We start from the raw sequence: 12,297 nt of genomic DNA on the forward strand, positions 1-12,297 counted from the left end.
GCGGGTCTCCTCTCTAAGCGGTGGTCATCATACAGGTGAGCTGGCCTGTGAAAGTCGCGGCGCAGCCTTTGGGAACCAAGAAGTGGTCGCCCACCTTCACGGGCCTGCCGTTGACCTGGCCGGACCCGCGTACGACGCTCACGAGCTCATAGGCGTCTTCGCAAAGGGTGAAGGAGCCCTCGTCCACTGCCAGCTTCTCGATCTTGAAAGAGGGGCAGTCGATGTAGCAGGTGCGCTCCCAGCCATCCTTGGCCTCCACTGCGTCGGTGTGGCGGGAGGCGTTGAGATCCGGCCCGTACTCCACTGACTCCAGCGCCTCCTTCAGCTGAAGGGGGCGCCTGTTGCCTTGGGCATCGGTGCGGTCGTAGTCGTAGAAGCGATAGGTCACATTGGTGGCCTGCTGCACCTCGTAGACGATGACGTTTTTGCCGCAGGCGTGCAGGGTCCCTGCCGGCACGTAGACAAAGTCGTCCTTTCGCACGCAGAGGCGGCGCAAAAGCTCATCCCACTGGCCGCTCTCGATACGGTGCCGCATGTCGCGCTCGTCTGCGGCGTTGTGGCCAAAGACGATAGAGGACCCAGGCTGGGCTTCCAGGAAATACCAGGCCTCGTTTTTGCCATAGGGAAACCCCTTGGCGCGCGCGACGCTGTCTGTGGGGTGCACCTGGATGGAAAGGTCCTGCTCGGGGCAGAGCATGGAGACGATGAGAGGGAAGGGGCGATCGGTGTCCCCAAACCATTCCGGATGCTCTTTCCACAGCTCGCCTAAGGTGGCTCCCTGGTAAGGGCCATCTGAAACGGCCGTGGAGCCGTCAGGTTGGTCGGCGAAGGCCCAGGCTTGGCCCACCTGGTCGCTGGGCCATTCGTAGCCGTAGTAATCCTTGATGGTGGTGCCTCCCCAGACGGTGTCGTGGGGGATCGGGGTGAAAAAGAGGGGGTCCATGGAAACTCCTAGGGGCGCAGGGAGACAAAAAGGCGCCGGCAGCATTGGAGGTTGGCTGCCGGCGCAAAGGTTGGGGAGGGTCGTTCGGGGTACGGCCCTAAAGGTAGCTGGCCGGACGCTGCGCGATCAGTGCGCGCGGGGCTTAGAGGAACCCGATGACGCAGCAGATGATGACAGCTACAACGAGGACCAGAAGGACCTTCATGGCGCTCCACTGCTTCTTGTTGAGCATCCACCAGGTCACCAGGGTGACGATGAGGGCCAACAGGCAAGGGAAGACGCCGTCCAGGGTGTCCTGGAGGGGGCCCATCTCGGTGCCATAGGGGATCTGGACGATGGTGGAGACCGCCACCATCGAGGCTGCCAGCGTGCCTACCACGATGATGCCCAGCACGTTGATGGCGTCCATGATGCGCATGGAGGTCTCGCCCACCAGGGTGTCGATGGAGCTCAAGCCCAGCTTGTAGCCATAGCGGAACAAGCCGTAGGAGATGGCCAGGCCGCAGATGAGCCAGGTGACGATGTAGAAGATCGGGCCGGCCACAGAGCCGTTGGCTGCCAGGCTCATGCCGATGGAGAGCAGGGTGGGGACGAAGATGCCCTGGATGATGGAGTCGCCGATGCCTGCCAGCGGTCCCATGAGGGCGGTCTTAACCGAGGTGGGCATCTCCTCGGGGATGGGATCGCCCAAAGCGATGCCCTCCTCCATGGACGCCACGATGCCGTTGATGATGGTGCCCACCTGAGGCTCGGTGTTGTAGAACTGGGAGTGGCGGAGCAGCAGGCGCTTCTTGCCCTCGGGATCGTCTTTGTAGAACTTGTCGGCGAAATCGCAGTAGGACCAGGCAAAGCCGTGGGACTCCAGTTTCTCGTAGGAGCTGGAGGAGAACCAACCTACCTGCCAGCGGTACCAAAGCATGTTGAGATCATGCTTGTTCATGCCGATCTTGCCATCTTCGCGCTTGATTACGGGTTCGTTATTAGACATTGTCTCTCTCCTCTCTCAGCTTAAAAAAGGTCGGGGTCTTCGTAGATCGCGTTCTCGCTGCTGGTGGCAGCAGGAGCGGCGGCAGCGGCCTTGCCGGTGGCTAGGAAGTAGATGTAGGCCACGGTGGCGGCGATGAAGACCACGGGGATGGTGCCCAGGCCTGCGAAGGCGAAGAGGGCGAAGCCAAGGAAGAAGAAGACCAGCTGGATCTTCTCTTTCACCACGATGTTCATGAGCATGCCGATGCCCAGTGCGGGAAGGATGCCGCCCAGCACGCTAATGGTGTGGGTGACGATCTCAGGCGCGTTGTTGGCGATGTCGTTCACGACGCCCTCACCGGCGATGATGGCCACAAAGACGGGGACGAAGCGCAGCAAGAAGGTGCAGATCTGGGGGATGACCAGGTGCCACAGAGTGACGCCCTTGGTGCTTCCGGCCTGTGCGGCCTCCAGGGCCTTGTTGTTGAAGACGGAGTAGCCGGCCATACGCAGGTTGTAGAAGACCAGGCCAAAGGTGTTGCCCACCAGCACCGCCAGGGTCACTGCCAGCGCGGGGGTCCTTGGTGGCGGCCATGGCCAAGCCAATGCCGCCATAGGAGGCATACGTGATCTCAGAGTTGGTGGCGCCACCGGTGGACAGGTTGGCGATGAAGACGGCCTGCACCGCCACGCCGCAGAGGATGCCCTGGGTGACGTCGCCAAAGGCGAGGCCCACGATAAGGCCGGCTACCAAGGGGCGGCCAAGGCAGTAGAAGCTGCCGGTGGTGCCCAGAGGGTTGGCGCACTCGATGGCGCCCAGATAACAGAAGAGACCGCAGATAAACGCCGGGAAAATAAGTCCGCTCATAACAGTTCTCCTCCTCCTTTACAAAGACTCGTACTTGCTCTTCACCTGGGACCAGGTGTGCACAGAATCGTCGGGGATCATCTGGAATTGCAGGTCGATGCCTTGATTTGCCAGATAGTCGAAGCAGGCGACGTCTTCGTCGGTGATGCAGATGGCGTTGCCTAGGTTTTTGGTGCCCGGGCGTGTGCCAGAGAGGTTGCCTACGTTGAGCATGGGGCCAAAGTCGCCGCCTGCCTTCTTGAGGTTGGCAAACTCCTCCACCGAGTCGGAGATAATAAAGAAGTTTTTCTTGGAAGCTTTGGCCTTCTCGCAGGCCTCCACGCCCTGGTCGACGGTGTAAATGCCGATCTTCAGGTGCCCGGCTGCCGCCTTGAGCACCTTCTTGCGCAGGTCGTCAGCGGCAACTTTGTCGCTGATCACCAGGATGGCGTCGCAGGACTTCTGGGTGGCCCAGCGGGTCATGGTCTGGCCATGGATCACACGATCGTCGATGCGTGCGAACGAAATGGTCATACACCTCTCCTCTCTTTTAGGGAAACTTGTGGCAAGACGACGCGGCTAGAAGAGATCCTCCTCTTCCTCTGGGCCGTCTTCCTGGGGCAGTTCCGCACCACAGACGCCGCTCGCCCCCGCTGAGACGGCAGTCTGAACAACGGCATCGATGTCATCGGTGGCAGAGGCCATGACTCCTGCCTCGATGAGCATGGGAAGGTTGAGGCCGCACACCAGGCGCAGCCGGGAAGGGTCTTCAAGCAGGCGGGCGTAGACCTCGTTATAGGGGGTGCCGCCCAACAGATCGGCCATCACCAAGATGGGGCCCTGGCCGTCAAGGGCGGCCAGACGCTCATCCAAGCGCACCCGAAAATCCTCTACGCCATCGTTGGTGAGGCTGAGGGCGCTCACGTTCGGCGCGTCGGCAAAGAGCATCTTGTAGGCGTCGAGCACGCCCTCGCAGAGCTTTCCGTGGGACACGAGCAGGATGTTCATAGGGGCTCCTTTAGGTGTAAGCAAAATTGATCGAAGGGAGGCGCCCGAAGGCGCCGGATGCCAAGGGAGGGTGCGCTTTTGTGAAGCGCCGTTCTTAAGGGCCCAGAGCGCGCAAGGGAAGAGGGGCGACGCTGGGCTTTCGAGGGATCCTGGCGGCCAGGTCTCGAAGGATAGGGAAATAAGTAAAGGCTGCTCAGAAACTTGTAAGTCAATATGTAAGCTTTAAGCCTTACATAACGCCTGTGCAATCCCAATAGTAGGGGGAGATATCCAAAGAATCAAGAGACATATCCACACAATATCCGTGAACGGTAGAAAATATGAGCTGACAAAAAAGACAAATAGCCTAGACAAAAAGCTTGTTATACTCCTGCTACCGAGAAGGCCCGGCCCCCGGATGTTGTGGGCTTATCGGCACAAGGGCAATTCAGGTTGCCTTTAGAGTTGCAAGTTGTACAAGACGCACCCCTTAGTATTCTTCGAGTGTTTCTATTTAAGGAGCTTATCCATGAGCAAGGCCTATACCTTGGACGACCTCGCTCGTCTGGTGGACCACACCAACCTGCACGCCGACGCCACAGAGCAAGACATGAAGAAGCTCTGCGACGAGGCACGTGCCTACCACTTCAAGATGGTGGCGGTCAACCAGGTGCAGTCCAAGTTCTGTTCTGAGCAGCTGGCGGGTACCGACATCCATACAGGCGCCGCCATCGCCTTCCCGTTGGGGCAGACTTCTATCGAGTCCAAGGTGGCCGAGACTGAAGACGCCATCGCCAACGGCGCCACCGAGATCGACTATGTGATCAACATCACCCAGGTGAAGGCTAAAAACTGGGCCTATCTGGAAGACGAGATGGCACGCATCGTGGAGGTGTGCGACAAAGCCCAGGTGCCCTCCAAGGTGATCTTTGAGAATTGCCTGCTCACCGATGAGGAAAAGCTTGCCCTCTGCGAGATCGCCAGCCGCGTGAAGCCCACCTTTGTGAAGACTTCCACCGGATTCTCCACCGGCGGCGCCACTGTGGCCGACGTGGAGCTCATGGCCAGCCATGTGGGGCCGGACGTACAGGTAAAGGCTGCCGGTGGCATCCGCGACGCCGACACCTTCCTGGACATGGTGCGTGCCGGCGCCACCCGCATCGGCACCTCTTCGGGCATCTCCATCATCGAAGCCTTGAAGGCGCGTATGGCAGACGAGGGCGTCGAGAGCTACACCCTCTAACAGGGCAGCTTCCTTAAGCGAGCGTTCTTGCACCTGCGCCCCTGCGGCATCCTATGACGAACGAGGACTGTCAAGAGAATGCCGCGGGGGCGCTTCTTTGGGTCGGATGATCTTTTTTAAACGAAAGGAGCCTATACTATGGGCCCCATTACCTTTGCTCCCCACGTCATATCGCCCATATGGGCCGGCACGCGCCTGGCCCAAATCCGCGGGCTTGAGCCTTCGGGCGACAAGAACTATGGCGAGTCCTTCGACATTTCGGCCCATGAAGGGGTGACCTCGCAGGTGGCCTCGGGTCCGGGCGAAGGCATGGCCTACGACGAGTTCTTGCGCGCCTATCACGATGAGGTGCTAGGCGATACCGAGGACACCGAGAGCCTCCAGGCCATCTTCATGGATGCCAAGGAGTTCTTGTCGGTGCAGGTGCATCCCGGAGAGGAGGATGCGGCACGCCTGGTGGGGGACCGCGGCAAGGTGGAATGCTGGTACATCTGCGAAGCGGAGCCCGGCGCCGAGCTCATTGGCGGATGCACCACCTGCGATCTGGAGGCGCTAAGGGAGGCTTCGGCCAACGACACCATCGGCGAGCGCTACGGGTTGCGGGTGCCGGTGCATCCTGGCGACTTCGTGCAGGTGCCCTCTGGGACCATGCATGCCATGGGCCCAGGCATCCTGAGTGTGGAGATCGGTTCCTTTGGCAATACTACCTTCAGGCTCTGCGACTGGGGCCGCGGCCGTGAGCTGCACGTGGATCAGGGATTCGAGGTGCTCAACCCCTCCAACTGCGTCACGGTGGCTCATGTGGGCGACCCGGAGCGCGTGGACCACCCTGCCACTCATCGCGCTATCCACAACGAGGCCTTCACGTGCGACGTCATCGATGTGCGCGACAGCTGGCAGGTGCCTACAGACGGCCAGTACTTCCTGCTCACCTGCGTCTGGGGAGAAGCCCACGTCTCCAGCCCTGAGGGCGACACAAACCTCGCCTATACCGAGAGCTGCGTGATCCCGGCATCTCTCGAAGGCGTCACCATCTCGGGCGACTGCCGCGTGGTGGTGAGCCGCCGCTGCTAAGGCCGCTGCCCGAACCTAGGAGCACTTCGAACCCAAGAACTACCAACCCAAGGAGCAATTCATGAGGCAAAAGGTCTTAGTGACCGGATCGCGGGGCTATCTGGCAAGCTTGGTGTCCCTCTACAACCAGGACACCTTCGAGTTCGTAGGCGTGTCGCGCAAAGACGTCGACTACTCGAACCCTGCGGAGGTGAAGGCGTTTTTCTCGGCACAGGAGTTCGACCTGCTCTTCCACACCGCCGCCAACGCCACCACTGCCGACTGCGAGAACGACCCAGAAGGAACCGGGCTGGTGAACCGGGACTCGGCCATCGCCATTGCCCAGGTGTGCCAAGACAAGGGCAAGCGTCTGGTGTTCATCTCTACCGAGCAGCTGTTCAACGGCCGCACTGACGCTGCTCCCTTTGATGAAGAGACAGACCCTGTGCCGGTCACCAACTATGGGCGCCAGAAGGCCGACGTGGATGCTTGGATGCGCGCCCATATGGACAACTATGTGATCTTGCGGCTCTCTTGGCAGTTTGGGCTTTCGATGCCGCGAGTGAAGGCGTCTCCCAACATCTTGGGCAACACCCTCCGGGCCTTGCGTACCCACACTCCTACCAAGTTCACCGCCAACGAGCGTCGCTGCATGACCTATGCCCAGCACCTGGCCAACGACTTCCCTCTGCTGGCTACGATCGACAGCGGCGTCTACAACTTCGCAAGCGCCAACATGCTCACCACCTATGAGGCAGCCCGTTATATCGCCGGGCGCCTCGGGGCGACGCCTGGCGAGATCGACGAGCTCATCCTCCCCGATACCGAGCGCTATGCCGAGCGTCCTCGCGACTTTCGCTTGGACGGCTCCAAAGCCAAGGCGGCGGGGTTTGGCCTGGCCACCTTCGAGGAGGACGTCCAGCGCTGCCTGAGCGACTTTGGCTATTAAGGCGCGCGCCTAAGCCCAGGGGCTTGGGGAGGGCCATACACACGCGACAGTAAATCGATGCGGCAGCCTGCATGTTTCAAGGACATGCAGGCTGCCGTTTTTTTGAAGGCGTGCGCTATCGTACGGTCATGGGGCGGGCTTGGCCGGCGGCCACGATGGCGAGCCGCCCGTTGGGGGTCGCGGCCTGAGTGCCCACGTCGTTGGCGACCGTCGCACCCAAGGCTTCGGCCAGGGCCCCTACCGCCAGAGAAGGCCGGTTGTTTTCCTGGGATAGATGCATGGCCACCACAGCGCGGGTATGGCTCCCCACCAGTTGGGCTGCCGCCTGCGCGGCCTGGCTGTTGGACAGATGGCCCAGGGGGCCGGATACCCGCTGCTTGAGGTAGCCAGGGTAGGGGCCGCTGGCGAGCATGCGCTCGTCGTGATTGGATTCCAGGGCCAGGATGCCTAGGTCGCTCAGGGCTTCGAGGGCAGCGGGCGTCATATAGCCGGTGTCCGTGCAGATCCCTACGGAGTCGTCGCCGCAGCGAATGGAAAGCCCTACCGGATCGCAGACATCATGGCTGGTAGAGAAGGTGGCAACCTCCATGCACCCCAGCGTGAGCGTGCTGCCGGCATCAAAGGTGGCAAAGCCCAGCTGTTCCATGGAGGGGCGCGATGCGGCCGTGCCGCAGCTGGCATAGAGAGTGCCGTCAAAATGCTTGGCGAGCACGGGCAGCCCCTTGGTGTGATCGGAATGCTCGTGGGTCACCAGGCAGGCGGTGATGCGGGAGAGGTCCACCGAGAGCTCGGCCGCCCGCCGTTTGAGCTCGCGCAGCGAGAGGCCGTCATCGATGAGCAGCGAGTTTGCGGGGCCCTCCACCACGTAGGCGTTCCCTTTGGAACCCGAGGCCAACAGGTGCAAATGCAAACAGGGGTCCACGCAAGGCTCGCTTTCTTGAAGAGGTTGCACGTTCTTATCGGCACCCACAATAAGCCAAGCTCCCGTAGGGCAAAAGCCTACACTTGATAGTTCCAGCGACCTTAAAAAAGGAGGACCCATGACCAGTGTGGCCAGGCGATATGGAGGAGCCTCAGCTCCCTTTGAGAGGCCTGCTACCGCCGATGATCCCAGTTTGGGCGCGCCGGTGGTGCTCATGGTCTCCGGTGGGGCGGACTCCTGCGCGCTCCTGCTTTTGGCCGCCACCTCGCCGCTGGACTTGGAGGACGGTCGAGGGCCGCAGCCCATCGCCCGAGAGCGGCTCCATGTGCTCCATATAAATCATGGGTTGAGGGGCCTGGATGCGGCAGAAGACGCCGAGTTTGTGCGCGACCTGGCTGCCCGCCAGGGGATCCCGGCTACGGTGGTAGATGCGGATGTGCCTGCCCTCACCCAAGAGACGCCTGGCGAGTCCTTCGAGAGCGTGGCCCGCCAGGTGCGCTATGAGGCAGCCAATCAGCTGGCCAACGAGCTCTCAGCCCAGTGGGGCACCCCGCGCAGCGCCGCCCGCATCCTCACTGCCCATACGGCCAACGACCGCTGCGAGACCTTCTTCATGAACGCCATCCGAGGTTCCGGGGTCGCCGGGCTCTCATCCATCCCTCGGCGCCGCAACCGCATCGTGCGGCCGCTTTTGGACCGCACCCATCAGGATCTCTGCGACTACCTGCGCATGCACGGGGTGGTCTGGCGTGAAGACGCCACCAACTCCGACACCCGCTACCTGAGAAACTACGTGCGCCACGAGCTCATTCCTGTTGCCGAGAAGAAAAACCCCCGCTTGGCCCAGACGGTTTCGGGCGCCTGCGATATCTTGTCAGACGAAGACGCCTACCTCACCTCCATCGCGGCTCGGGTTCTGCGCGAGGTGACGCGCCGGAGCGATCCAGGCGCCCTGTCGCTGGACGCCAATCGGCTCGCGGCGATGGAGGTGGCCGTCGCCCGCCGGGTGGTGCGCGCCGCATTGTTGCAGGTAGCGCCCGAGGCGCGGCTGGAGGGCCGCCATATCGAGCGCGTCTTGGGCCTGGTGGCGCAAGGCTCCGGCTCCATGACGGCGCCTTTGGGGGTGGATGTATCGGTGCAGTACGGGTTGCTGCGCCTGGCGTCGCGCACCAGCGCGGAGGCGCTGGTAGGGGCCTGGCTGGAAGCGCCGGGAACGCTGGAGCTCCCAGGGGGCAAGATTTTGTCGGCATCGCTAGTGCCCGTAGCGCGAGGGGACGACCCGGTGGCACTGGCCCAGACCTATGCGGCTGAGCGCGGGCCGGTGTCGGTGATGCTGGACGCTGAGGCTGCAGGCGTGCCTCCCGAGGGGGGACGGCTGTGGGTGGCGGGTTCAGAGGCCGGGGAGGTGCTGTGCCCGTTGGGGATGCATGGGCAGTCCAAACGGCTCTCGGACCTTCTGGCTGCCGCCCATATCCCTGCGCGTGAGCGAGGCCAGGTGCCGGTGGTTCACGCGGGCCCCGTAGGCCCGATCTTGTGGGTGGCAGGAGTTCGTGCAGACGAGCGCTGCCGGGTCACGAGCGCCACTAAGACACTGTTAGTATTGAATTTCCACCAGCGGGAGCAGGCGGTCCTTTAGGGAAGGCCGTCGCGAGGAGAAAAGGGGACGTCAATGAGTGACAAGGCTGGCTGCGAACTGCATAGCGATATCGAGCGCGTGGTGTTCGCCCAGGAAGAAATCGCCGCTATCGTGCAAACCATGGGAGCGCAGATCACCGAGGATTACAAAGATCGAAACCCATTGCTCATCTGTGTGCTCAAGGGCGCTGTGGTGGTCATGGCCGATCTCATGCGCGCCATCGACACCCCCATTTCCATCGACTTCATGGCGGTGTCCAGCTACGGCGACGGCGCCACGAGCTCCGGCGTGGTGCGCATCGTCAAAGACCTGGATACCCGTATCGAAGGGCGCGACGTGATCATCGTGGAGGACATCTTGGACTCCGGCCTCACGCTCTCCTACCTCATCGACATGCTCAAATCCCGCAGCCCCCGCTCTATCGAAGTGGCCGCTTTTTTGGTGAAAGACCTGCCCGACCGCGATTGTCCTGTAATCCCTAAATATGTTGGTAGTCACGTGCCAAACGAGTTCATCGTGGGGTATGGACTGGACTATGCAGAGCGTTATCGCAACCTGCCCTACATCGGCATCCTCAAGCCGGAGTGCTACTCTTAACGGCCCAAGGACGGAGGCATAGGGCGCCCATAGCAACAAGGGAGATCCATGGCAGACAACACACCTCAACCGGGCGGCAAAAACCCCCAAGGCCCCAAGATGGGAGGGTCGCGCAGCAGCTTTCTCTACACGCTCATTTTGGTGCTGTGCTTTGCGGTGTTCTTTTGGTTCTTCACCGGAGGAAACGGCATTCCCCAAAACGGTGGCAGCGGCCAAGGCTCCACCACAAACTTAGCTACCAGCGAGTTTGTGGCGGCAGTAAACGACGGTCGCATGAAACAGGCCACCTGGTCTCCCTCTACCGGCAATGTCACCGGCCAGTATTGGGCCCAGAAGGAAGATGTGGGCAAAGACAATACGGCCAAGAATTTCACCAGCACCTACGCCGGTGCAGACTCCCTTGAGGAGCTCATGGCCGCCCACCCAGACGTGGACTTCACGGTGGACACGGCAGACGTCTCTACGGGCACCAGCCTGCTCATAAGCCTGGTGCCCACCATCCTCATCATCGTGTTCATGTTCTATTTCATGAGCCGCATGCAGGGGCAAAACGGCGGCGCCACCCAGTTTGGCAAGACCAAGGCCAAGACTACCGAGGAGACCCGCCCCACCGTCAAGTTCTCAGACGTGGCCGGTGTGGACGAGGCTGTGGCAGAGATCCGCGAGATCCGCGACTTTTTGGTCAACCCCGAGCGCTTCAAGCGCATGGGCGCCAAGATCCCCCACGGCGTGCTGCTCATGGGCCCTCCGGGCACCGGCAAGACGCTTTTGGCCAAGGCGGTGGCTGGCGAGGCCAACGTGCCTTTCTTCTCCATCTCCGGCTCTGACTTCGTAGAGATGTTCGTGGGCGTGGGCGCCAGCCGCGTGCGCGACCTGTTCAAACAGGCCAAGGCGGCCGCCCCCTCCATCGTGTTCATCGACGAGATCGACGCCGTGGGCCGCCAGCGTGGCGCCGGCTTGGGCGGCGGCCATGACGAGCGCGAGCAAACCTTGAACCAGCTGCTGGTGGAGATGGACGGCTTCGAGGGCAACGCCGCCGTGATCCTCATCGCTGCCACCAACCGCCCTGACGTCCTCGATCCTGCCCTGCTGCGTCCCGGCCGCTTCGACCGCCAGATCACGGTGGATCGCCCCGACGTCAAGGGTCGCGAGAAGATCCTGCAGGTGCACTCGGCCAACAAGCCTCTGGAGCCGGGCATCGAGTTTGGCACCCTAGCCAAGCTTACCCCTGGTTTTACCGGCGCAGACTTGGCCAACCTTATGAACGAGGCCGCCCTTTTGGCCGCCCGTCGTAACAAAGAGGCCATCTCCATGGACGAGATCGAAGAGGCCATGGAGCGCGTTATCGCAGGTCCCGAGCGCAAGAGCCGCGTGATCTCTGAGAGCGAGCGCACCACCATCGCCTTCCACGAGTCCGGCCATGCTTTGGTGGGTCACTACCTCTCCCATGCAGACCCGGTGCACAAGATCACTATCGTCCCCCGCGGCCAGGCGCTAGGCTACACCCTGTCGCTGCCAGAGGAGGACCACTTCCTGCAGACCCGCAACGCCATGTTCGAGCAGATCGCCGTGCTTTTGGGTGGCCGCACCGCAGAGGAGATCTTCTGCGAGGACATCACCACCGGCGCCTCCAACGACCTGGAGCGCGCCACCAAGCTGGCCCGCCAGATGGTCACCCGCTACGGCATGTCCAAGGTGCTGGGCACCCAGGTCTTTGGCGAGGCCCAGCATGAGGTATTCTTGGGCCGCGACTACGCCGACAAGCAGGATTACTCCCCTGAGACCGCACTGCGCATCGACGGCGAGGTGGGCCGCATTATGCGCCAGGCCCACGAGAAGGCCCGCCAGATCCTCGAGGAGCACGCAGACCAGATGCGCACCATGGCCAACGTGCTGCTGGAGCGCGAGACCGTCGAGGGCGAGGCCGTGCAAGCCCTGCTCAACGACACTTGGGACGAGTATTTGGCCGCCCATCCGCTGGAAGCTGTCAATCAAGAGGCCGCCAGCCAGGGCCAGGTGGAAGATCCTGCAGGCGACGCCACCCACGACGGCGGTCTGGACCTTTTGGGCTCTGAAGAAAAACATCAGGACGAAGAGAAGCTCGATCACGAGCTTAACCCACGGTCGAACGACGACTCAAAGTAGTCATTGACA

12 protein-coding genes and 1 pseudogene are annotated in these 12,297 nt (G+C 61.8%); 6 read left to right on the forward strand and 7 right to left on the reverse strand.

Annotated elements, in window-relative coordinates:
* Positions 1 to 13 precede the first annotated feature (13 nt).
* From OR601_RS00715 to OR601_RS00735, 6 genes and pseudogenes are all read right to left on the reverse strand, one after another.
* Entirely contained in the window at positions 14 to 943 is a 930-nt protein-coding gene (locus tag OR601_RS00715) for a type I phosphomannose isomerase catalytic subunit (protein WP_265591850.1), read from the reverse strand.
* A gap of 142 nt (positions 944 to 1,085) precedes the next feature.
* A complete protein-coding gene (locus OR601_RS00720; protein ID WP_265591851.1) occupies positions 1,086 to 1,931 on the reverse strand; it encodes a PTS system mannose/fructose/sorbose family transporter subunit IID in 846 nt (281 codons plus the stop codon).
* A 20-nt stretch (positions 1,932 to 1,951) separates the two neighbouring features.
* Positions 1,952 to 2,473 carry a PTS sugar transporter subunit IIC gene (locus OR601_RS00725; RefSeq protein WP_407658179.1) on the reverse strand — a complete coding sequence of 174 codons (522 nt, stop codon included), beginning with the start codon at positions 2,471 to 2,473 and terminating at the stop codon, positions 1,952 to 1,954.
* 16 nt (positions 2,474 to 2,489) lie between these two features.
* Positions 2,490 to 2,777 (reverse strand): annotated as a pseudogene (locus OR601_RS08675) (PTS sugar transporter subunit IIC); the annotation flags it as partial.
* 18 nt (positions 2,778 to 2,795) lie between these two features.
* The gene (locus OR601_RS00730; RefSeq protein ID WP_265591852.1) at positions 2,796 to 3,290 is read right to left on the reverse strand and encodes a PTS sugar transporter subunit IIB; all 495 of its coding nucleotides are present in this window, start codon (positions 3,288 to 3,290) and stop codon (positions 2,796 to 2,798) included.
* A gap of 45 nt (positions 3,291 to 3,335) precedes the next feature.
* Positions 3,336 to 3,764 carry a PTS sugar transporter subunit IIA gene (locus OR601_RS00735; protein WP_265591853.1) on the reverse strand — a complete coding sequence of 143 codons (429 nt, stop codon included), beginning with the start codon at positions 3,762 to 3,764 and terminating at the stop codon, positions 3,336 to 3,338.
* A 508-nt stretch (positions 3,765 to 4,272) separates the two neighbouring features.
* Here OR601_RS00735 and deoC point away from each other — a divergent pair.
* From deoC to OR601_RS00750, 3 genes are all read left to right on the forward strand, one after another.
* Positions 4,273 to 4,986, forward strand: coding sequence for a deoxyribose-phosphate aldolase (gene deoC, locus OR601_RS00740; RefSeq protein WP_265591854.1), 714 nt, complete (start codon positions 4,273 to 4,275; stop codon positions 4,984 to 4,986).
* Between the two features lie 138 nt (positions 4,987 to 5,124).
* Positions 5,125 to 6,060, forward strand: a complete 936-nt coding sequence (locus OR601_RS00745) for a type I phosphomannose isomerase catalytic subunit (protein ID WP_136011620.1) — start codon at positions 5,125 to 5,127, stop codon at positions 6,058 to 6,060.
* A gap of 61 nt (positions 6,061 to 6,121) precedes the next feature.
* Positions 6,122 to 6,988 (forward strand): SDR family oxidoreductase, encoded by an 867-nt coding sequence (locus tag OR601_RS00750; protein WP_265591855.1) that lies wholly within the window; start codon positions 6,122 to 6,124, stop codon positions 6,986 to 6,988.
* A 115-nt stretch (positions 6,989 to 7,103) separates the two neighbouring features.
* Here the strand turns inward: OR601_RS00750 and OR601_RS00755 are convergent, their stop codons facing one another.
* A complete protein-coding gene (locus OR601_RS00755) occupies positions 7,104 to 7,958 on the reverse strand; it encodes an MBL fold metallo-hydrolase (protein ID WP_265591856.1) in 855 nt (284 codons plus the stop codon).
* Between the two features lie 70 nt (positions 7,959 to 8,028).
* On the opposite strand from OR601_RS00755, the gene tilS reads away from it, so the two are divergent.
* Genes tilS through ftsH form a run of 3 tightly spaced genes read left to right on the forward strand, consistent with a single transcriptional unit; the run spans position 8,029 to position 12,288 of the window.
* Positions 8,029 to 9,546: a tRNA lysidine(34) synthetase TilS gene (gene tilS / locus OR601_RS00760; RefSeq protein ID WP_265591857.1), complete on the forward strand. Its 1,518-nt coding sequence runs from the start codon at positions 8,029 to 8,031 to the stop codon at positions 9,544 to 9,546.
* A gap of 33 nt (positions 9,547 to 9,579) precedes the next feature.
* Entirely contained in the window at positions 9,580 to 10,143 is a 564-nt protein-coding gene (gene hpt, locus OR601_RS00765) for a hypoxanthine phosphoribosyltransferase (RefSeq protein ID WP_136011618.1), read from the forward strand.
* Positions 10,144 to 10,191: 48 nt separating this feature from the next.
* Positions 10,192 to 12,288, forward strand: a complete 2,097-nt coding sequence (gene ftsH, locus OR601_RS00770) for an ATP-dependent zinc metalloprotease FtsH (protein WP_323373080.1) — start codon at positions 10,192 to 10,194, stop codon at positions 12,286 to 12,288.
* Positions 12,289 to 12,297 lie beyond the last annotated feature (9 nt).

The organism is Leptogranulimonas caecicola (genome assembly GCF_023168405.1).
GTDB classification, from domain to species: domain Bacteria; phylum Actinomycetota; class Coriobacteriia; order Coriobacteriales; family Atopobiaceae; genus Leptogranulimonas; species Leptogranulimonas caecicola.